This is a genomic window from Idiomarina loihiensis L2TR (genome assembly GCF_000008465.1).
Taxonomy (GTDB): domain Bacteria; phylum Pseudomonadota; class Gammaproteobacteria; order Enterobacterales; family Alteromonadaceae; genus Idiomarina; species Idiomarina loihiensis.
The window spans coordinates 2,752,033-2,774,183 of sequence record NC_006512.1 but is presented as its reverse complement, the minus strand read 5'-3'; the positions used below and the strand labels follow the sequence as shown (position 1 = coordinate 2,774,183).

At 48.5% G+C, this 22,151-nt stretch carries 16 protein-coding genes, 2 tRNA genes and 1 rRNA gene; 13 read left to right on the top strand and 6 right to left on the bottom strand.

The features are described from left to right. Window positions 1-5: 5 nt before the first annotated feature. Both IL_RS13235 and IL_RS13230 read right to left on the bottom strand, forming a co-directional pair. Window positions 6-2,039: a TonB-dependent receptor family protein gene (locus tag IL_RS13235; RefSeq protein ID WP_011235803.1), complete on the bottom strand. Its 2,034-nt coding sequence runs from the start codon at window positions 2,037-2,039 to the stop codon at window positions 6-8. A 1-nt stretch (window position 2,040) separates the two neighbouring features. Beyond that, on the bottom strand, window positions 2,041-3,174 hold the full coding sequence (locus tag IL_RS13230; protein ID WP_011235802.1) for a PQQ-dependent sugar dehydrogenase: 1,134 nt from the start codon (window positions 3,172-3,174) through the stop codon (window positions 2,041-2,043). 131 nt (window positions 3,175-3,305) lie between these two features. Here IL_RS13230 and IL_RS13225 point away from each other — a divergent pair, with 131 nt between their 5' ends. Further along, window positions 3,306-4,817 (top strand): FMN-binding glutamate synthase family protein, encoded by a 1,512-nt coding sequence (locus tag IL_RS13225; protein WP_011235801.1) that lies wholly within the window; start codon window positions 3,306-3,308, stop codon window positions 4,815-4,817. A gap of 1 nt (window position 4,818) precedes the next feature. Here IL_RS13225 and IL_RS13220 read toward each other — a convergent pair whose 3' ends face one another. Further along, entirely contained in the window at window positions 4,819-5,733 is a 915-nt protein-coding gene (locus tag IL_RS13220; RefSeq protein ID WP_011235800.1) for a hydrogen peroxide-inducible genes activator, read from the bottom strand. A gap of 149 nt (window positions 5,734-5,882) precedes the next feature. On the opposite strand from IL_RS13220, the gene IL_RS13215 reads away from it, so the two are divergent. From IL_RS13215 to IL_RS13190, 6 genes are all read left to right on the top strand, one after another. Further along, window positions 5,883-6,428, top strand: a complete 546-nt coding sequence (locus tag IL_RS13215; RefSeq protein ID WP_011235799.1) for a peroxiredoxin — start codon at window positions 5,883-5,885, stop codon at window positions 6,426-6,428. An 85-nt stretch (window positions 6,429-6,513) separates the two neighbouring features. Continuing rightward, window positions 6,514-7,041, top strand: a complete 528-nt coding sequence (locus IL_RS13210) for a carboxymuconolactone decarboxylase family protein (protein WP_011235798.1) — start codon at window positions 6,514-6,516, stop codon at window positions 7,039-7,041. A 127-nt stretch (window positions 7,042-7,168) separates the two neighbouring features. After that, window positions 7,169-8,401 (top strand): Zn-dependent hydrolase, encoded by a 1,233-nt coding sequence (locus tag IL_RS13205; RefSeq protein WP_011235797.1) that lies wholly within the window; start codon window positions 7,169-7,171, stop codon window positions 8,399-8,401. A 66-nt stretch (window positions 8,402-8,467) separates the two neighbouring features. Next, a complete protein-coding gene (ccoG, locus tag IL_RS13200; protein ID WP_011235796.1) occupies window positions 8,468-9,898 on the top strand; it encodes a cytochrome c oxidase accessory protein CcoG in 1,431 nt (476 codons plus the stop codon). Then, on the top strand, window positions 9,891-10,895 hold the full coding sequence (locus tag IL_RS13195) for a serine/threonine protein kinase (RefSeq protein WP_011235795.1): 1,005 nt from the start codon (window positions 9,891-9,893) through the stop codon (window positions 10,893-10,895). The genes ccoG and IL_RS13195 overlap by 8 nt, the downstream gene beginning before the upstream one ends. 38 nt (window positions 10,896-10,933) lie before the next feature. After that, window positions 10,934-11,548, top strand: coding sequence for a thiol:disulfide interchange protein DsbA/DsbL (locus IL_RS13190; protein ID WP_011235794.1), 615 nt, complete (start codon window positions 10,934-10,936; stop codon window positions 11,546-11,548). A gap of 1 nt (window position 11,549) precedes the next feature. Here the strand turns inward: IL_RS13190 and IL_RS13185 are convergent, their stop codons facing one another. Beyond that, window positions 11,550-12,785, bottom strand: a complete 1,236-nt coding sequence (locus tag IL_RS13185; protein WP_011235793.1) for a mechanosensitive ion channel family protein — start codon at window positions 12,783-12,785, stop codon at window positions 11,550-11,552. Window positions 12,786-12,797: 12 nt separating this feature from the next. Then, window positions 12,798-13,709: an acyltransferase gene (locus IL_RS13180; protein ID WP_011235792.1), complete on the bottom strand. Its 912-nt coding sequence runs from the start codon at window positions 13,707-13,709 to the stop codon at window positions 12,798-12,800. A gap of 118 nt (window positions 13,710-13,827) precedes the next feature. Between IL_RS13180 and IL_RS13175 the strand changes: the two genes are divergently transcribed. From IL_RS13175 to IL_RS13165, 3 genes are read left to right on the top strand one after another with little or no spacing between them, the layout of a single operon-like run. Continuing rightward, on the top strand, window positions 13,828-14,427 hold the full coding sequence (locus IL_RS13175; protein ID WP_011235791.1) for an ImuA family protein: 600 nt from the start codon (window positions 13,828-13,830) through the stop codon (window positions 14,425-14,427). Then, complete coding sequence (locus IL_RS13170) at window positions 14,427-15,830, top strand: Y-family DNA polymerase (RefSeq protein ID WP_011235790.1); 1,404 nt, start codon at window positions 14,427-14,429, stop codon at window positions 15,828-15,830. Before IL_RS13175 ends, IL_RS13170 begins: the two co-directional genes overlap by 1 nt. Then, window positions 15,814-18,933: an error-prone DNA polymerase gene (locus tag IL_RS13165; protein ID WP_011235789.1), complete on the top strand. Its 3,120-nt coding sequence runs from the start codon at window positions 15,814-15,816 to the stop codon at window positions 18,931-18,933. The genes IL_RS13170 and IL_RS13165 overlap by 17 nt, the downstream gene beginning before the upstream one ends. Window positions 18,934-18,945: 12 nt before the next feature. Here IL_RS13165 and IL_RS13160 read toward each other — a convergent pair whose 3' ends face one another. Further along, window positions 18,946-19,494 carry a gamma carbonic anhydrase family protein gene (locus tag IL_RS13160; RefSeq protein WP_011235788.1) on the bottom strand — a complete coding sequence of 183 codons (549 nt, stop codon included), beginning with the start codon at window positions 19,492-19,494 and terminating at the stop codon, window positions 18,946-18,948. Window positions 19,495-19,968: 474 nt separating this feature from the next. Here IL_RS13160 and IL_RS13155 point away from each other — a divergent pair. The 3 genes from IL_RS13155 (at window position 19,969) to IL_RS13145 (ending at window position 22,043) form a co-directional block, all read left to right on the top strand. Next, window positions 19,969-21,512, top strand: a 16S ribosomal RNA gene (locus tag IL_RS13155). 119 nt (window positions 21,513-21,631) lie between these two features. Further along, window positions 21,632-21,708, top strand: a tRNA-Ile gene (locus IL_RS13150). A 259-nt stretch (window positions 21,709-21,967) separates the two neighbouring features. Next, window positions 21,968-22,043, top strand: a tRNA-Ala gene (locus IL_RS13145). The last annotated feature ends 108 nt before the right edge of the window (window positions 22,044-22,151 follow it).

Sequence of the window (22,151 nt, the reverse complement as noted above, 5' to 3'; positions counted from 1 at the left end):
TTGGCTTAAAAGCGTCGGCGCCAGCTAATGCCGACGCTTGCCTGCCGGCCTACGGCGGGCTCAAATGAACGTCCACTGCCCTGATTAACCACAACAGCTCCTACGTAGTCTTTGTCGGTAATGTTATCAACCCGTACCCACACATCCAGCTCGCTCTTAGCCCATTGCCAATCGCGGCTTACAGCAATATCCCAGGTCGTGTAAGACGGGGCAAAGGTATCATTTGCATCATTAACCGGTGTCTCGTTACGGTACTGGCCGGCTAACTGAACTAGCCACTGCTCTGTGGGTTGCCAGTTAAGACGCAGATAGCCCTGACTTTTTGCTACGCCGGGCAACTGATTCCCCTGTAACGGACCATTATCAAAGGTGGCATCGATGTAACTGTATGACAGTAGTAAATCTAACTGCTGGGTCAGTGCGCCGTTAATACTGAGCTCAGCACCTTCGCGCGAGGTTTCCGACGCGTTGCGGTAGGTTGTGCGACCGTCGTTTGACTGATCCACCAGTATTTCGTCCTCGCTTTTAATACCGAAGAACGCGAAATGCAGTCGCCAGTCTTGTGGTAGTTGGTGTTTGATACCCCATTCCCACTGATCATTCGTGGACGGACCCAGTTCGCGGTTCAGGCCCGAGCCCTGATTTCGGTATGCCAGCTCAGTCAGTGTCGGTGTTTCAAATCCCTGCCCGATGCTCAGATAAGTCGCCGAGGTAGGCAGAAACTGCCAGGTAACTGAAACAGCTGCGGTGGTCTCACTAAAGTCGCTGCTGCCGCTGTCATCGGAGTTATCCAGATCGGTAAAGTAGTCTTCTACCTCATAATTGATGTCGCTGTAACGAACTCCGCCGGTTGCTGAAAGCTCTTCCGATAACTGCCACTGAAAACGTAGATAAGCTGATGCATTTTCAATCCAGTTGAATTCGTTGCGGCGCAAGTCACCTTTTTCACCGCTGTCATTCACATAACCAAAGCGATGATCCTGCTGGCGTTCTAATTGCGCTCCCACGGTTGCTGACCAGTTAACTCCGCGTTGACGCCAGCGCGCATGAGCACCTTCAAATTGACGAGAGACATCAATGACGGCCCCCGAGCTTGTTGTGTCGTCACCGGCAAAAGGCAGAAACTGCTCTATATCGCGGTCACCCTGCCACAGCGAGAGTAACCCCTCACCATTGTTGCTCTCATGAAACCAGCTGAAAGACCCCTGACGGTGGTGAATATCTTTCCGCGTGTTGAAATCAATTGCCCGTTGTACTGTCTGAGTTGGGTCTTCGCGCCAGTCTTCGGGCGTTAGTGCGCTGGGGTCTTGCAATAATGGCGCATCGTTATTGTCGTAACGAATAACAAAGCGGTTCTGCTCGTCCCACTGATGATACCAGCGTATCGCCTGCTGTTGGCGCTCGGCTGAGTTATGCCTGCGCGGGCCGTCGGTCTGAAAATCTGAGGCTAAAATTTGCAGCTGATTGGTGTTGGTTGCCCACTGGGCATTAATATTGTACCGCTGAGTGTCATTTTCGCTGAACTGTCCACCCCATTCCAACGCGGTTTCTGTTGGCTTGCGGCTGAACCATTCAACCACACCACCGCCGGAGTTACCGTACAGCGTTGCTAATGGACCGCGCAATACTTCCAGCGAATCAATGCTGTCGAGAAAAATGCTCGAAGTTTGTGCCTGTCCGTCGGGCATAGATAACGGAATGCCGTCGACATTTAACTGCAAACCCCTTACTCCAAAGGCCGCACGCGAGCCAAAGCCCCGAACCACCAGGCGTGTATCCTGTGCGTAGTTGTAACGGTTGTCAGCCTGAATGCCCGCCACCCCGGCTAAGGCATCGCCAGCATCAATCTTCATAGAAGGTAAGGTGTTTTCCACGCTCACGCGGTCGATACTGGCCGCAGTAGTCAACCAGGGCGTCTCGCTTTGTGTCGCTGTAACAACAACGGTTTCATCTACTTCTGCGGAGTGAACAACGAAAGAGGCCGCCAATAAAGGCAGCCCCGTGTAAGTGAGTTTTCTTAATACAGCTGAGTACAACATATTAATCCGCCGGTTTTATTTGAATGATGGCACCGTCAGGCTGGTCGGTTAATAAATAGAGGTAACCGTCAGGGCCTTGGTTAATGTCGCGAATACGAGCTTCAACAGCATCTTCAAATAAACGCTCTTCATGCATCATACGACCTTCATACAAGTCCAGGCGAGCAACCAGTGAACTTTTCAAAGCTGCGACAAAGAAATCGCCTTTCCACTCAGGAAACGCATCGCCGTTGTAAAATGTGGCTCCGGCCGTGGCAATAGAGGGTACCCAGTAATAGAAGGGTTGCTCCATACCTTCTTTGACTGCGTCTTCGCTGATAATGCCACCGCCATAATCAACACCATAAGTAATTTCTGGCCAACCGTAATTTTTGCCAGCTTCCGGAATGTTTACTTCGTCACCGCCTTGTGGGCCATGTTCAACAGTCCAGAGCTCGCCCGTTTCAGGATGAATATCGGCACCCTGCACATTGCGGTGACCGTAAGACCAGATTTCGTCCAGAGCGTTATCATTGTTAACAAAAGGGTTGTCTTTCGGGATGCTGCCATCAGGCCATATGCGTATCACTTTACCGTGATGGTTATCCAGTGTCTGTGCGTCATCCATACGTGAATAGCGGTCACCTAAAGTAATGTATAAGTGCCCTTCAGGTGAAAAGACTAACCGGGAACCAAAGTGGTTATTGCTTTCATACTTAGGTGCCTGACGGAAAACAACTTCCTGCTCAGTAAATTCTTTATCGTCAAGTTTCGCCCGCATAACGGCCGTACTATTCCCTTTCCCACCGTCCTGTGCTGCTTCAGAGTAGCTAATATAAACCCAGTTATTCTCAGCAAAGTCAGGGTCAGTGGTAATATCCAGCATACCACCCTGGCCTTGTGCTACCACCTCTGGTGTTCCGCTTATCTTTTCGCGATAACTGCCGTCGGCGGATACCCAGTAGATGTCGCCGGAGCGCTCGGTAACTAAAATGCTTTTGTCAGGAAGAAAAGTCATACCCCAGGGGTTAGTAAAGCCATCCGCAAGTGTGCTGACACTAACTTTATGGCGTTCGGTTTCGACATCTTCGGCTGTGGCCGTCACGCTTACGGAAGCTGCCAATATTGCCGTTAAAACAAACTTTGGATTGAACATAGGTCTCTCCTTGTTATTGAATTATTTAGAGTATACGTCATTCTTCAAAATTTTGATGACACTGTGCTTGATCTGTTTGTCGCTTTAACCGTTAATACTCTTATCAATTACTAGAAATGTATTAGGTACCCATGAGCGGCAACGTTTTTAGCACGGATTCCTTACTTACTTTAGCGCAGTGGTTAGCCGCCATTTTTGTTTTGGCTATTATTACGCTGGTGATTTCTATTGGCGTTATGTATGTCGTCGATAAAACCCAGAATAAGCATACTATTCGCCATAACTATCCGGTTGTGGGGCGCTTTCGCTATTTATTCGAGCGTATGGGGGAATTCATGCGCCAGTATTTCTTTGCTATGGATCGCGAAGAAATGCCATTTAATCGTGCCCAACGAAGCTGGGTCTACCGTGCCGCAAAAAATGCGGACCGTAACGTGGCTTTCGGCTCCACCCGAGATTTAAGCCGCACCGGCACCATCATTTTTAGTAACGCTCCTTACCCACCTATGGCTGAACAGGCGACATCGCCGGAGCCGGTTATTATTGGTCCTTATTGTCAAAAGCCCTATTCTCCGGTTTCGTACTTTCATGTGTCCGGGATGAGCTATGGTGCCTTGTCACCGGTTGCGGTTAAGTCATTGTCTCAGGGGGCGGCGAAGGCCGGCTGCTGGCTGAATACCGGCGAGGGCGGTTTATCGCCTTACCACTTGATGGGACATTGCGACATTGTTTTCCAAATGGGCACCGCGAAGTTTGGGGTACGGGATAAAGAAGGGCGGCTTGATGAAGATCGGCTTGCTGAGCTGGGCCGCCACGACAATGTGAAAATGTTTGAAATAAAGCTGAGTCAGGGCGCTAAGCCGGGTAAAGGTGGCATTTTGCCGGGCATAAAAGTGAATAAGGAAATTGCACAAATTCGTGGTCTTGTGGAGGGCGAAGATGCCATTAGCCCGAACCGACATCCGGAAATCAGTAACAATGAAGAGCTGCTCGATTTCATTGAAAAAGTTCGCAAAATTACCGGCAAACCTACCGGCTTTAAATTTGTTATGGGTGACCCGTCCTGGATTGACGAGTTGGTCGACTGCATCCTGACCCGTGGAGAAGAATACGCCCCAGACTTTATTACGCTGGACAGCGCTGATGGTGGAACCGGCGCAGCACCACAGCCGTTAATGGATTATGTTGGTCTGAGAGTGACTGAAAGCTTACCTATGCTTATTGATAAGCTCACCGAAGCTGGGTTGCACGGCCGTATTCGCGTGGTTGTCTCCGGTAAAATGATCACACCTGCTGATGTTGCCTGGGCCATTGCTATGGGAGTCGACTTTGTCACTTCTGCACGTGGTTTTATGTTCTCGCTGGGGTGTATTCAGGCTATGCAGTGTAATAAAAATACTTGCCCAACAGGAGTCACTACCGACGACCCTAAGTTAATGCGAGGGCTTGATCCAGAAGATAAATCGGTGCGTGTCGCCAACTACCACAAATACATGGAGTATGGCGTTAATATTATTGCGCACTCTTGTGGTGTCACCGATCCGCGTCGGTTGAACCGTCGCCATGCCCGGGTCATTAAGCCCGACGGGGAAAGCATTAGTCTGGCCGAGCGTTATCCGTTGCCGCCGGCCAGACGTCGTTAGTTTAGTTCAGGGTATTGACCGGCAGCAGCCTGGCAACCTCTTCCGCAATTTTACGGAAAGTTTGTCGGCGGCTGGTGGTTGGGCGGTATACCAGGCCAATATCGCGGGAGGCTTCCTGCCCGGTAGGCTTTAATGAAACAAGGTCGGTATTTTCCAAAATGCCCTGGTCAATGGCCATTTGTGGAATAAAGGTAGCGCCTAAGCGGGCGTCAGCCATTTGTACCAGGCTGTGCAGGCTGGTTGCTGTAAAAGGGTTCATCTTAATTGAGTCGGTTAGCTGGCAGGCTGCGACCGCATGGCCGGTCATGCAGTGTTCTTTTTCCAGCAGAAAAATACTGCGATCAGGTAACTTGTCGTAATCAACGGGCTCGCCTATTGTTTCTGCTAATTCTTTGTGGACAACCAGCTTGAACGGGTCACGACCCAGTACCCACTTCTGATTCCCTTGAATATCCATAGGCAGCGCCAGCAAAAGAATATCCAGTTCGCCGTTACGCAGGCGGTGCAACAAATTTTGCGTGGTATCTTCAGAGAGTTGCAGTAGCAGTTTAGGAAACTTGTTTTGTAAGTTTTTACTGAGCTCGCCAATGACAAAGGGCGCTATGGTGGGAATAATGCCGAGTCTTAACGGCCCCTCCATAATATTGCCCTGCCCCTGAGCATAATGGAGTAATTCTTCTGAGGCGCTGATAATGTCCCGCGCTTTCTCCACAATTTCCTCGCCTAAAGCGGTAAAGAGAAAGGATTTATGGTCACGCTCAATAAGTTGGCAGTCGAGTTGTTCTTCCAAATTTTGAATGCCACTGCTCAGTGTCGACTGGCTGACATTGCATTCCGCTGCCGCACGATTAAAGTTTTGTTCCTGGTGCAGTGCCAGTAAGTAGCTCAGGTTTTTCAGGCTCGGCAATTTACTCATAGGTTATCCGTCGTGTTATTTGTTTAATTGGTATTTTCGATTATCATAATTCGTTTTATTCGTTTTATCCAATCTGTCTCCGTCCGTACACTAGCTCTCGACTCGTTAAGGAACGAATACATTTTAAATCCCAATCAAGGAGACAATTTATGTTAACAGTAGGCGATAAACTACCAGAATTCAGCGTAATTGCGGCAAAACCTAAGTTCAACATGCCGGAAGAAAACGGCGAAAGCGCTTTTGAAACTATCGACAACAACAGCTTTGAAGGTAAGTGGAAAATCATTTTCTTCTACCCGAAAGACTTCACCTTTGTTTGCCCAACTGAAATTGTTGAGTTCGCAAAACTGAACGAAGACTTCGCTGACCGTGACGCAGTCGTGATGGGCGGCAGCACTGATAATGAATTTGTGAAATTGGCATGGCGCCGTGAGCACCCTGACCTTGACCGCCTGAACCAGTACTCTTTTGCTGACGACGGTTCTTTGGTCGACGGATTAGGTGTTCGTGACAAAGCTGAGAATGTTGCTCTGCGTGCTACGTTCATTGTTGACCCGCACAATGTTATCCAGCACGTATCGGTAAACAACCTGAACGTAGGTCGTAACCCGGCAGAAATCGTTCGTATTTTAGATGGTTTGCAGACCGATGAACTGTGTCCTTGTAACCGCGCGTTGGGCGGCGACACCCTTTAATTGGTGATTACTTCCCTAAACTAAGCGCTGATGGCAATGCCATCGGCGCCTGTTCCCCACTTTCAGAGGATTTCAGGAGTAAAGTATGGCAATTGCAGACTACAAACAGTTATTGGGTGATCACAGTAAAGACACCAAGCTTAACCTGTCGAGCTTGTTTTCAAATGTTGAGCAGTCAGGTTTAACCAACGACCAGTTCTATGGCACAGCACTTTCGCTGGTTTACACCTTGTCGGACGGCGAGCTGACTCAGGCAGTGGAAGAAGAAGCCGAAGGCAAAATTGAAGAAAACGTTAAGGCAGCAGCGAAAACGGCAGCGTCGTTAATGGCAATGAACAACATTTATTATCGCTTCCTGCACTTATCTAGCGATAAACAATTTTCTAAGCTTCCTGCGGGGCTCCGCATGAATGCAATGGCTAACCCGGGTGTGGACAAAGCAGACTTTGAGCTGTTCTCACTGGCGGTGTCGGCCCTGAATGGTTGTGGTATGTGCATTGATTCGCACGTACAAACTTTGCTGAAGCACGAGGTCTCAGCGCAAGCGATTCAATCGTCAATTAAGTTGGCGGCGGTACTTAATGCAGCCTTAACTGCACGCAAACTGTCGTAAACCCTCTAGGGGCTCCCCTTTGCCCCGTGCAACCTTTGCCCGTACTTTTTGGTGCGGGCTTTTTTTACGCCTTTGGTGCTCCTTAGTTTATGTCCTACGCTTAATAATAAAAGCAAAGGAGGTGACTATGCTGAGTATTAATGCTGACCGCTTAAAAAAATCTGTGCTGGAGCTATCCAAAATTGGTTATAACGAGACCGATCATGGTATGTACCGTTGGGGTTTTACCGATGCCGATATGGAAGCCCGCCGCTGGATGATGGAGCAAGCTAAAGCCGAAGGTTTCAAGACCTTTATGGATGGTGCCGGTAATGTGTTTTTTGGTATTGGCGACTACAGCAAAAAACCAGCTATTCTTACCGGTTCACATCTAGATACTGTTCCCGCCGGGGGGATTTTCGATGGCGCACTCGGAGTGTTAGCGGGCTTCGAAGTTTTGCGCTCGATCAAAGAAAATGACGTGAAATTAGCGCATCCTGTATGGGTTGTTGGTACTGCCGAAGAGGAAGGCCGATTTGGCGGCATGATGGGTTCTCAGGCTATTGCAGGTGTGCTGAATCCGGACTGGCTTATGTCGGCTCACGATGCTGATAATGTGTACTTAAAGGACGCAATGGCCGCCCATGGCATGGACGTTATGGATGCACTGGACGCTGCCTGGCCTCCGGAGCGGCTAAAAGCCTTTTACGAACTGCACATTGAACAAGGACCGGTGCTGTTTCAGAAAGAGATAACCATTGGCGCAGTGGAAGGCATTTCCGGGGTGTTTAAATGGATAGTTCACTTAAAAGGTAAAGCCGACCACGCTGGTACTGCTCCTATGAATATGCGCAGTGACGCTTTTATGGGGCTGGCAGATTTTGCTCACGAAATTGAGCGCATTATTGCTGAAGACGGTACCGATAAAACGCGTATTACCGTGGGCAAAGTGGACTTGAAGCCCGGGAGTCCGCACACCGTGCCGGGTGAAGCGGTGTTTACTATTGTTGGTCGCGACATGAGTAACGATGTAATGAAAGAGCTGGCAGACTCCTGTAACAAGGCGTTATCAGCAATAGCGCGTAAGCACCGTTTGAAGTTTGAATACGAGCAAGTGAGTTGGCTGAACCCTCAGGCCTGTTCAGAAAAGCTGACAAAACAAATAGAAGAGAAAGCTAAAGCTCGAAATTATTCGTGTCTTAAAATGCCCAGTGGCGCAGGACACGATGCTCAATTTTTTACAGAGATTACGGAGTCCGGGCTAATATTTATCCCGTCTGTAAATGGGGTCAGTCACGCACCCGATGAGTGGTCGCACTGGCATGACGTGGAAGCTGGTTGTAACATACTTTTAGATTGCATCATTAATTCAGCCCAGTGAGCTGCGCAAACAGTTAAGATCCGTTATACTGTGCGCACCTCGCCGTGACACTATGTGGTATTGCTCATGGAACAAAAAATAACGGTTCAGTCCGCCGATAAAGTCAAAATTCAACGTCCAGACGGACAGAAACACAACGATAACTACTCCCCCCGCAGCCGAATTTACGTGCGTGATACCAAAGGTGCCATGGAGTATTTTAGACGTGGGTTTGGTTTTCTATTGCTGGCTGTCTTTGCTCTCATTCCCTGGCTGACTTATCAGGGCGAACAAGCAGTTCTGCTCGATATTATGGATCAGCGCTTCCGTATTTATGGCTTAACTTTGTGGCCGCAGGACTTCACTGTAGTTGCCTGGTTTGCGATTGTGGCCGCCGTTGCGTTATTTTTTGTGACAACCGTTTTTGGTCGGGTCTGGTGTGGGTTTATGTGCCCGCAAACCACCTGGACCTTTATTTTCATGTGGTTTGAGAAAAAGTTCGAAGGGCCGCGCAATAAGCGTATAAAACTGGATGAACGCAAAATGGACTTTGACAAGTTCTGGCGCAAAACCGGTAAACAGACCGGCTGGATCCTGGTGTCTCTATTAACCGCAATGATCTTTGTGGGTTACTTTACTGACATACGCGAACTTTTCCTGAACTTCTTTACCCTGGACGCCGGTTTCTGGGCAACCTTCAGTGTTCTTTTTTTCGCATTCTGTACTTATGGTAACGCCGGTTATATGCGGGAAATTATGTGTACGCACATGTGTCCTTATGCGCGTTTCCAGTCGGCTATGTTCGATAAAGACACTTACACCGTGTCTTATGATGCTGAAAGGGGCGAGCCCCGAGGCCCACGCTCGCGTAAGGCTGATCCGGCTGAAAAAGGCTTAGGTCACTGTATTGACTGCTATATGTGTGTGCAGGTCTGCCCTACCGGCATCGATATCCGAAACGGTCTGCAATACGAGTGCATCGACTGTGGCGCCTGTATTGATGCCTGTAATGACGTTATGGATAAAATGAATTATCCAAAAGGACTTATCCGCTTTACCACTGAACGTAACTTAGCCGCCAAAAACAAAAAAGAGAAAACCAATCCGTGGCGGATGAAGAGTATCGGCTACTTTATTATGGTTCTCGTAGTTAGTACCGTACTGGTTTGGGACGTCGCGACCCGTGTGCCTCTGGAGGTTGATGTATTACGTGACCGTAACCAACTGTTCAGAGAAAATATAGAAGGACAAATTGAAAACGTCTTTACCTTAAAGCTGGTCAATAAGTCGCAACAGGACATGACTTACCGCGTGGAAGTTAAAGGTTTTGATGAGTTCGAGTTAATTGGCGATTCTACGAAACAGGTTTCTGCGGGTGAAGTCGGAACCTTGCCGGTAACCGTAGCGGTTCCACCATCATTATTAGAAGGTCAGGTCACAGAGTTTTACTTCGTGGTCACAGCGGTTGATAATGCGGATATAACTAATACGCATCAGAGCCGCTTTTTATATGAATGATTTTACAGAGAACGCGTCGGACTTTGCTTTTCAGGGACTGACGCCGGATCTGGTTGTTAATGCCTTAGAAAGTGTCGGTTTGTATCCCGCATCGGGCTTGCTGGCACTTAACAGCTACGAAAACCGGGTTTATCAGTTTGCTGACGACGATCGCAAACGTTACGTGGCAAAATTCTATCGCCCGCAGCGCTGGCGCACAGAGCAAATTAACGAAGAACTGGAGTTTGTTGAGGAACTGGCGCAAGCCGAGGTTCCGGCGGTTTCGGCTCTGGAGCTTCAGGGAAAGCGTCTGCACGAGTTTGAAGGCTATCGTTTTTGTGTGTATACAAGCATTGGCGGCAGAGCCTTTGAGCCGAATGACCTGGACGAACTTGAGCGACTGGGCCGTCAAATAGGCCGTATGCATGCGGTGGCTCAGGCAGGCAAGTTTAAAGTCCGGGAAACCATTGACTATGAAGGTTTTGTGGAACAGTCCGTGGTCGAGCTACACCAGTCCGCTTTATTACCCGCTGAATTAAAAGACGCCTTTTTTGCCATTCTTGATCCCTTAAGTGAGCGCTTACGTTCTACACCTTTGCAGGACTTCGAGTATCAGCGTCTGCATGGCGACTGCCATATTGGTAATATTCTGCAGTATGAAGAGCAACTGACTTTTGTCGATTTTGATGATTGTCGCTCCGGCCCTGCAGTTCAGGACTTATGGATGATGCTGAACGGATCGCATCAGGAGCAAACATTACAGATGGATGCCCTGCTGACTGGCTACGAAGATTTCTGCGAATTCGATACGGCGCAATTGATATTAATTGAACCTTTGCGCAGTTTCAGAATCATTCAATATATGGCATGGTTATCACGCCGGTGGCAAGATAGTGCCTTTCAGCGAGCGTTTCCCTGGTTTGCAGAAAGCCGATATTGGGAGCAGCAGATTCTGGCACTGAAAGAACAATTGGCGGGGCTGGATGAAGCGCCGCTGAACCTTGGTTTTAATGGCTAATTTGAATAGATAGTTTTAACAGATAACAGGAAATGATAATGAAAAAGTGGTTAATGGGTTTTGCCGGGGCATTAATGGTCGCAGCGGGTTTTGCTCAGGCTCAGAATTTTGAAGAAGGTGTCCACTACGAAGTGGTAGCAGATGAAGCGACCAGCAAGCCGGAAATTGCAGAGTTTTTCTCATTTTACTGCGTGCACTGCTATCGCTTTGAACCTATTGCAAAAGAAATCAAGTCTGAATACCCGGATGCTTTCAAGAAGGCTCACGTGTCGTTCCTGGGGCCTCGTAATATGGGCGAGACCATGACTCAGGCTTTTGTCGTTGCGCAAAAACTGAATAAGGAAGAAGAAATTGCCGCGGCTATTTTTGATTACAACTTTAATAAAAATAGCATGCTGACCAGCAAGCAGGACATTCGTAATGTGTTTATTGTTAACGGTGTTTCCGGTGATGAGTTTGACAAAGCTATGGCGAGCTTCACTGTCCGCGCTGCGGCGTCTAAAATGGATCGCCGGGCAAGCAACTTAGGGGTTAACGCAACGCCAACTTTTATTGTTAACGGTAAGTACAAAATGCTGCCACAGGGGTTCCGTGACAGCGACAACTTCCAGGAAGACTTTTCTGATTTAGCCGGTTACCTGTTAGAAAAGTAACTCAGGACTCCGGTTTATAGTCACAATAAGCGCCTTCTTTGTTTTCAGAGAAGGCGTGGTTGTTATTCAAGTACTGATAATTCTTCAGTCCAAAGTCTGGCATCACACTGTATAAATACTCGATAATTGAGCTTTGTACCGCTTCGTATTTCATCCAGTCCGTTTGTTTACAAAACGCATAAATTTCCAGCGGTAACCCTGCTGCTGTAGGCTGCATAAGGCGAGCCATAATAGTCAGATCTTCTCTTACCTGTTTGTGGTTCCTTAGATAATTGTCAGTAAATACCCGGAATACAGTTAAGTTACTTACCGGTTTGTCGAGTTCATTGGCATTTAACCAGTCGTCAGCGGACTGATTAAAATGTTTTTTAGCAAGTTCTTCTAACTGTTCGTTCGACAGAATTTTAGAGCTGTCCAAATCAATCATTAGTGAACGTCTCATGCGCCGCCCACCTGTATTGATCATTCCCTGCCAGTTTTTAAACGACTCGTGTATTAATACATAAGTGGGCAAGTAAACAATGGTTTTATCCCAGTTCTCAACTTGCACGGAAATTAGGCCGACTTCCTGAACCGTACCATCAACCCCGTGATCAGTCAGCTCAATCCAGTCACCAATAGCAACCATACGGTTGGTCGCCAATTGCACTCCGGCAACAAAGCCCATTAGGGTATCCCTGAAAACCACCATAAGAATGGCGGTCATGGCGCCGAAACCACTTAGCAAGTACATAGGCGACTTGTTCATAATGATGGCAATAGTGATGAGAATCGCCATGAGTACCAGTATCAGTTTTATGACCTGAATGACTCCGGTAATGGGGACCTCACGTGCTTTATAAGTATAGTCATAGGCAATGGAAACGACGTTGGCCAGGGCTGTCAGAATACTGGTAATAACCCAGGTCAGATAAACACCCACAACCGTTCGCAGAGGGGACTGCCAACTTTCAAAGTTATTGATAAACAGAATTGGTATGAAACTGTGTATCAGGATAACCGGGGCTAAGTTTGCGCAACGCTTAAAAAGGCCACTGTTAACCAGCGATTTATACCACCGCTCGGGCGCCCTTTTTAACAAGTGCTCTATGGCATGATCGATAAGCCAACGCGCTATGGCATAGGTAATGTAACAACCAATTAGAACTAATAACGAACTGATAGCCAGACTCAGTTCCTCCAGGTTGCTCTGAAGACCGAATTTTTGTAGCCACTCTTTTACAAACTCGAAGTCCATTATAAAACTCCCTTAGCGGGTGCTGTGAATTTGCTTACGCATTTCGTCAATGGTTTGATCTTTTTCCTGCCAGCGCTGATTCAACCATTGTTGAAAATGGGCTCTGAAGACTTCGTCACTGGCGTAATCGCCGATTAAGTCAGCGGTAATGGGCCGTGTCTTTATATCAACATAGACGTTTTTCAATTGTCCGCTTAATAAATGCCAGACTACCGGGCGTTTATCGGTTCCCGGATAGACAATGGTAATATCCAGAATGGCCTCAAACTGACCTCCCATAATTTGCAAAGAGAAAGCCGTACCGCCGGCCTTAGGTGGCAGCAGGTTGCGAAAGGGGCTCTGTTTCTTTTCGTGTTTTTCCGGGGTAAAGCGCGTGCCTTCACAGAAATTCACCACAGTTGTAGGAATGTGGCGGAATTTGGCGCAGGAGCGTGTTGTTGTTGCAATGTCTTTGCCTTTTAAGTGTGGTTTTTTCTCCAGCAACTCTTTTGAGTAGCGTTTCATAAAAGGCATATCCAGTACCCAGCAGCCCCAGCCAATAATGGGTATCCACATAAGTTGTGACTTTAAAAAGAAGCGGGGCATAGGCATGTGGCGACGAGTCAAATGCATTAATACCAGCACATCGACCCAGCTACGGTGGTTAGCCATAACCATGTACCAGCCTTTTTCGTGGATATCGAGGTCACCTTCAATGTGCCATTCCATGCGTTGAGTCAGCTGGAACATCATTGACATACAGTACGCCCAGACTCTGAATAGAGCATTCCCCAGAAAAGAACAAATGCGCTGAGGCGTTTTAAAAGGCAGTAACACTTTAAAAATACCAATACTAATAATCGAAACACCAATAATAGCGGTGGTGATTAATCCCCATGAAAAGTTAATAACGACTCTGAAGGGAATGAGTATTGATGTCAGCATGCTGCCCTATCCTAATTAGAAACAATGAGATAAATAATAACTGAAGCCAGTAATGATGTCTGTTGGTAACGAGTAAAAATTAATGATACTGTATATATGTACAGTATTCGGAGGTTTTATGCAGACAAAGCTTCAGACTCTTATTCAGCAAGGGCTTGTTTGGCATGGTCAGGTTACCGACAATCAGACAGCAACCTTAAGCTCCGGTTTTTCGTCGTTAGATACGGCGCTGGGCGGTGGCTGGCAATACCCGGGGTTGCATGAGTGGCAGTTGCAAACTCCGTTTTCGGAACAGGCACTATTGTTGCCATTAATACAGCATGCGGTGCAACAAAAGCTGTCGGTTTTCTGGGTAAACCCTCCGGCCTGGTTGTCGGCTGCTGGCCTACATCATTATGGACTTAATGAGTCTATGCAGGTGGTTGTTCAGACCAGTGCAGAGAAAGCTGCCTGGGCGTTTGAGCAGATATTGCAGACAAAAAATGCGCTGGCTTTAGGCTGGTTTGCACAAAAAGAGACGACAGCTCAATCTGTTCGGCGTTGGTATAAAGCTGCCCAAACCGGGCAGATGGGCGTGGTCTTGAGCGAACCCGCTTTAAATGAAGAGGCGCGGGCTTATTCTAACCGTGTACGGTTAAAGCTTGGTGAATCGGGTGTCACGCTCGACATACTAAAACGTAAAGTGGGTTGGCCGCTGGAAGGCGTTGTTCTGAACTAATGTGGCTATATTGTCATTTTCCCCAACTACTACTGGATAATCGGGTGCGCTTACAGCCTGACAGCAACACCCTGCCGCTGGCACTTTACCAGTTACAAGGTAACCAGTCGGTTATAGTGCAGTGCAACACCTTGGCGCGGGAGGCTGGGGTCAAACCCTCTATCCAGACGGTTATGGCAATATCGCTTTGTGAGCAACTGCAACTTGTTGAATATATTCCGGAGCGTGAACAGCAGGTTTTACAGCAATTAGCCACCCGACTTTACCAGTGGGCAGCTAAGTTAGTTTTGTATCCACCCAAAGGTCTGGCAATTGAGTTGAGTAGTCTGGCGCAGTTGTATGGCGGGATGGATGCGGTATTTAACACGTTATCCCGAGAGGTTGATGCGCTGCCGATTAAGGCTCAGCTGGCAGTCGCGGATAACCCTTTAGCCGCTCAATTATTAGCAGAATATGACTGCCCGGTTTCGTTAAACCGCAAAGAGTCTGCACAGCTGCTGGCTCAGCTACCTATTGGTGCTGCCGGTTTAGGAACAAAAACACAGAAGCATTGTAAAGCCGCTGGTTTTCGTCAGCTGGGAGAGCTCATACAGTTATCGGGAGATGAAGTCGGCCGGCAGTTGGGCCTGGAAACACAGTTATATCTGGAGCGAATTCAGGGTCGCCAGCAGCAAAGTTATAATTTTTTCACTCCACCGGAAAGTTTCCGGCAAAGCCTGGATCTGGTCACTGAAATTCCCCACTGGCAAGGGTTGTTGTTTCCGCTAAAAAGACTGTTCGGTGAGCTGGAAGATTTTCTCTATCAGCGGCAAAAAGTAACCCAGCAGGTTAGTATTGAACTGCATCACCGATATGAACCTCCTTCTGTTGTTCCCGTCGCTTTAGCTGAACCCGGCTGGCGGGGGCAGAGTTTTTTGTCGTTACTGCAGTTAAAAATGGAATCTATACCCTTGCCAGAAGCGGTTATAGAAATTACGTTGGTGGCTAACGAGCTATTGCAGTCTGAACAGCACAACAGTCACTTTTTTGGTGTGCAGCAACACCGGCATGAAACACTGCAGCTTATTGGCCGGTTACAGGCTAAGCTTGGCAACAATGCCGTGTTCTCGCCAGCCATGAATGACGACCCTCGCCCCGGTAATAACGAATTTCGACGCCCGGCAGGGGAAAAACCTCAGGTTTTATCTCCGGCGCCTAAGCGGCCTCTTTGGCTATTACAGCCTCCGCAGCTAACTTCAATTGATTTATGGCAACTACGGCACGGGCCGGAACGCAAAGTCTGTGGCTGGTGGGACGCTGGTGACATAGCGCGCGATTACTGGATTGCCCGGGACAAGTTTCAGCGTGTGGGTTGGCTCTATTTTGAATCCGGACAATGGTACTTGCATGGCTGGTTCAGCTGATATATCTAAAGGCTGCAGTGGACAACTCTTTGCTGAGCTACACAGTTTAAGCCATTACAGTTTTTTGCGCTCAGCCGCTTCGCCGGAGGAACTGGTGAGGCGCGCAGATGATCTGGGTTATGCCGCCATAGCAATAACCGACGAATGTTCGGTGGCTGGCATTGTAAAAGCCTATCAAGAGTCAAAGGCGCGGGATATTAAACTCGTTGTGGGTAGTGAATTCAGGGTGCCCGAAGTGGGTACGCTGGTTGTTCTGGCGCCAACCCGGGAAGCCTATGCGGAGCTTTGTAAAAAAATTACACTGTTCCGTAGTCGCAGTGAAAAAGGCCATTATCAGGCCAACATCGATGATTTTTTCGACGGGTTCTCTCAGTGTCTTTTATTGTGGCAGCCGGACTTTTCTCAGGCCCAGCTTCTGGCCATTGGTGAAAAGTTGAAATCGGTATGGCAGCAGCGCTTTTGGCTACTATACGAGCGGCATTACCAGGCTGACGATGAAAGGGCTTTTCAGGCTATGGTTGAGCTACAACAGGCCGTTAAAGTGAAAGTCACCTGCGCTGGTGGCGTTTGCATGGCAACCATTGAACAACAGCCGCTGTATGACATTCTGAACGCGATTCAACATGGTGGCTCTTTAGCGCATCAGCCGGGGTTAGCCAGTAACAACGCGGAGCATCATCTGCGAAGCCTGAGTGAGTTGCAACAGTGCTACCCGCAAAAGTGGCTAGCCGAAACACTGGTTATTGCGCAGCAGTGTCAGTTTTGTCTGTCCGAACTTCGTTACGAATACCCCGCCGAACTGGTTCCTGAAGGTATGAGTGCCTCCGGCTATTTAAAGCAGTTAACTGAACAAGGCGCTCGCTGGCGTTATCCGCAAGGTGTGCCCGAGTCGATAAAAGCGCTTTATTTAAAAGAGCTAAGCCTGATAAAAGAGCAAAGCTACGAGCCTTTCTTTTTAACCATTCATGACTTAGTTCGTTTTGCCCGTGAGCAGGGAATCTTATTTCAAGGGCGTGGTTCGGCAGCAAACTCGGTGGTTTGTTATTGTCTGGGCATTACCGCGGTTAACCCGGCGCAAATTCAGGTGTTGTTTGAACGTTTTATTTCTAAGGAACGGAACGAACCTCCCGATATCGATGTGGACTTTGAGCACGAGCGCCGCGAAGAAGTCATTCAGTATATTTACCGCAAGTATGGTCGGCAGCGCGCAGCGTTGGCTGCAACGGTTATTACCTACCGTTTTAAAAGTGCTTTTCGTGATGTTGGCAAAGCTCTGGGCTTTAGTGAGCAGCAACTGCAGTATTTCCGTCGCAACTTAGACCGACGCGACAAAGAGCAAAGCTGGCAGCAACAGCTAGTGCAACAGCACCCCGAAGTCACAAATTCAGTACGGGGCCAGCACCTTTTACAATTTACTGAGCAATTGATGGGTACTCCCCGGCATTTGTCGCAGCATGTCGGCGGTTTTGTTATCGCTGCCGATGACTTGTCACGGCTGGTTCCGGTAGAAAATGCCTCGATGACGGACCGAACGGTTATTCAGTGGGACAAAACCGACCTCGAAAGCCTGGGCTTATTAAAAGTAGACGTGCTGGCGCTGGGCATGCTGACGGCCTTGCGGAAAATGCTGGCGCTTATTAATTTGCGCTATGACCAGCAACTGACCATGGCAACCATTCCGCAGGAAGACAGCCGAGTTTATCAGCAGCTACAAACCGCCGATTCTATGGGGATTTTTCAGATAGAATCGCGTGCGCAAATGAATATGTTGCCGCGATTAAAGCCTAAAACTTTTTATGATCTGGTCATTCAAATTGCGATAGTGCGGCCCGGCCCCATACAAGGCGACATGGTGCATCCCTTTTTACGTCGCCGCGCAGGTCTGGAAGAGGTTGATTACCCTAGCGATGAAGTAAAGTCGGTATTAGAAAGAACGCTGGGCGTACCTATTTTTCAGGAGCAGGTAATTAAGCTGGCTATGGTCGCGGCTGGCTTTAGCGGTGGCGAAGCGGATCAGCTTCGTCGGGCAATGGCTTCGTGGGGGCAAAATGGGCATTTAACCCGCTTTGAAGACAAGCTTATTAACGGCATGCTGGAGCGAGGTTATAAGCAGGAGTTTGCAGAACGGTTGTTCCGGCAAATTTGTGGCTTTGGACAATATGGTTTTCCTGAGTCTCATTCTGCCAGTTTTGCTAATTTAGCTTATGTGTCGTCCTGGTTTAAGACCTACCACCCGGCTGCTTTTTATGTCGGCTTACTGAACAGTTTGCCTATGGGTTTTTATTCGGCATCGCAGTTGGTACAGGACGCACAACGCCACGGCGTAGCGTTTTTGGCTGCGGATATTAACGCCAGCGACTGGAACTATTGCTGGTTGCCTAAAGAAGATACGAACTCTGATGAGACTGTCCGCATGGGCTTAAGGCAAATTCAAGGCCTATCCGAAAGCAGAATAAAACATACGTTGATGCAAAGGCCGGAGGACGGTTTCACCAGCATGCATGAATTGCGAAAAAGCGGATTGCGGGACTCCGATATCAACGCCCTCGCCCGCGCCGACGCATTAAAGAGCATTGCTGGACACCGGCATCAGGCACATTGGCAAAGCTTGTCTATGAGTGATCAGCAAATGCCGTTGTTTGAGAATGTTAAGGATCGCCCTGCCCGCCAACTGCCTGCGCCTGATGAGCCGGACAATATAAAAGCGGATTATGAGTCGACCGGATTGACCTTAGGCCGCCACCCATTAGCTTTGCTGAGAAATAACCCTGAGTTAAAAAACTGTGTCTTGGCCAGCGACCTAATGACCTGCCGCTCAGGACAAGTGCTGACTCTGGCCGGCTTAGTCACCTGCCGTCAAAGGCCTGGCACCCGTAGCGGCGTCACTTTTTTAACTTTGGAAGATGAAAGCGGAAACAGCAATGTGGTGGTCTGGGCGAATACCGCTCGCCAATTTCGACAATGCTTCCTGACCAGCAACCTGCTTTGGGTAAAAGGCATTGTCGAAATTCACGATGGTGTGGTGCATGTTATTGCAGGCCGGTTAAAGGATTTATCCGGCCTGTTAAGTTTCACTCGACTGGAAAGCCGTCGTTTCCACTAAGCTTTCATTAACTTAAGAAACTGGACTCACCTGTAAAAGGTAGTCGTCTTTTAAATCGACGTAGTTTTGTGCCGATTGGCTTAAAAAGTTCTCCTCACCGCTATTAAGGCGTCTTTTCTTTTCAACTGGGCTGCCGACATATAAGTAGCCACTTTCTAAGCGTTTGCCCGGAGGAACCAGACTACCGGCTCCAATAATGACATCATCTTCTATGACGACATCATCCATTATAACGGCTGACATGCCTACTAATATGCGGTTACCCAGTTTGCAACCATGCAACATACAATGGTGGCCTACGGTAACTTCGTCCCCAATAACTAAGGGATGCCCATCAGGGTTGGCTTTGGATTTACGCGTAACATGAAGAACGGTTCCATCCTGAATGTTGCTACGCTTACCAATAGTAATACGGTTAACATCGCCTCTTGCTGCGACCATAGGCCATACGCTGCTGTCATCACCTATTGTAATATTACCGACAATGACCGAACTGGGGTCCAGGTAAACGCGTTCACCGATAACTGGTTCATATTCACAGTAACTACGGATATCTGCCATAAGTGTGCTCCTGAGTTAAAAGCTGTTACAACCTTTATAGCAGATAGAGGTAAATAGGTCATGTCTGGCCTAAGTTTGGCGAGAAAAGCAGCGTGTTGCTGAAACTTTACGCAGTCAGTAAAAAAACAGTTAGAAAGGTGCTAAAAGCGCTTGACGGGACGAGTTAAATCTCTAAAATGCGCTCCACGTTCAAGGCAGGCAACGAAGCCGCCGAAAACCTAAGTTTTCTAAAAAATCTTTTTTCAAAAAAGTATTGACGGAAAACACACGGTGTGTAGAATACGCACCTCTCGCAGCCAAGGTTGCTGAGAAACGCTCTTTAACAATTATATCAAGCCAAGCAAACTGTGTGGGCACTTGCAGAAGTTAAGCAAAACGAAATATTTGTATTGCAACTTTTGAATGAGTGTTCAGCAAGGTTTCGAAAGAAGCCAAGCAAAAACGCGTAATTCATTGAGTTGATTGAACTACTTTTAATTGAAGAGTTTGATCATGGCTCAGATTGAACGCTGGCGGCAGGCCTAACACATGCAAGTCGAGCGGTAACAGAGAGAAGCTTGCTTCTCTGCTGACGAGCGGCGGACGGGTGAGTAATACTTGGGAATTTGCCTTTAGGCGGGGGACAACCACGGGAAACTGTGGCTAATACCGCATAATGTCTACGGACCAAAGTGGGGGACCTTCGGGCCTCACACCTAAAGATGAGCCCAAGCGGGATTAGCTAGTTGGTGGGGTAAAGGCTCACCAAGGCGACGATCCCTAGCTGTTCTGAGAGGATGATCAGCCACACTGGGACTGAGACACGGCCCAGACTCCTACGGGAGGCAGCAGTGGGGAATATTGCACAATGGGGGAAACCCTGATGCAGCCATGCCGCGTGTGTGAAGAAGGCCTTCGGGTTGTAAAGCACTTTCAGCGACGAGGAAGGGTGTTGTATTAATAGTGCAGCACATTGACGTTAGTCGCAGAAGAAGCACCGGCTAACTCCGTGCCAGCAGCCGCGGTAATACGGAGGGTGCAAGCGTTAATCGGAATTACTGGGCGTAAAGCGTACGTAGGCGGCGTGTTAAGCAACGATGTGAAAGCCCCGGGCTCAACCTGGGAATTGCATTTTGAACTGGCATGCTAGAGTCCTGAAGAGGGTGGTAGAATTTCCAGTGTAGCGGTGAAATGCGTAGATATTGGAAGGAATACCGGTGGCGAAGGCGGCCACCTGGTCAGAGACTGACGCTGAGGTACGAAAGCGTGGGGAGCAAACAGGATTAGATACCCTGGTAGTCCACGCCGTAAACGATGTCAACTAGTTGTTCGTGTCATTAAGACGTGAGTAACGCAGCTAACGCACTAAGTTGACCGCCTGGGGAGTACGGCCGCAAGGTTAAAACTCAAATGAATTGACGGGGGCCCGCACAAGCGGTGGAGCATGTGGTTTAATTCGATGCAACGCGAAGAACCTTACCATCCCTTGACATCCAGTGAATTTTTCAGAGATGGATTAGTGCCTTCGGGAACACTGAGACAGGTGCTGCATGGCTGTCGTCAGCTCGTGTTGTGAGATGTTGGGTTAAGTCCCGCAACGAGCGCAACCCTTATCCTTAGTTGCCAGCACGTAAAGGTGGGAACTCTGGGGAGACTGCCGGTGATAAACCGGAGGAAGGTGGGGACGACGTCAAGTCATCATGGCCCTTACGGGATGGGCTACACACGTGCTACAATGGCGCATACAAAGGGCAGCAAGCCAGCGATGGTTAGCGAATCTCATAAAGTGCGTCGTAGTCCGGATCGGAGTCTGCAACTCGACTCCGTGAAGTCGGAATCGCTAGTAATCGTGGATCAGAATGCCACGGTGAATACGTTCCCGGGCCTTGTACACACCGCCCGTCACACCATGGGAGTGGGCTGCACCAGAAGTGGTTAGTTTAACCTTCGGGAGAACGATCACCACGGTGTGGTTCATGACTGGGGTGAAGTCGTAACAAGGTAGCCGTAGGGGAACCTGCGGCTGGATCACCTCCTTACAAAACAGCTTATCTTTTGTGTACACAAAAAATTGCGTCCTGCATTTTTTGTCTACCTCACATCCGTGTGAGTAAGTGTCCACACAGTTTGCAGGCTTGATATAGACAGAGAAGAAACTGGGTCTGTAGCTCAGCTGGTTAGAGCGCACCCCTGATAAGGGTGAGGTCGGCAGTTCAAGTCTGCCCAGACCCACCATTTCTGCGGTTATGCTGCGTTGTTCGGGTACTCGCATACTGATGTATGCTTCGAACCCTCTCGCCTTGCCTAACCTTGAAATTCCCTTGTCAGGGTTGCCGCGATGTTGATAAGAAGGTTTTCCCCGATGTCAGCACGCGCAGCATGAAGCTTTGAGAGCAAGGCGCACGTTGAGTGATTGAAGGAGCATACCTCGATGGTATGTGACTGATTGAACGAATCGCGCAACGCCGCTATCGAAACTTCAGGCAAGCATTCTGGGGCCATAGCTCAGCTGGGAGAGCGCCTGCCTTGCACGCAGGAGGTCAGCGGTTCGATCCCGCTTGGCTCCACCATTTCTTCTCTTGTAACCGTTAGCGTTAAGTGTTCTTAAACAAGAATATTTACCGGTAACTTAGTGTTACGTGCTCTTTAACAACATGAAAAGCTGATTGTAATATTAA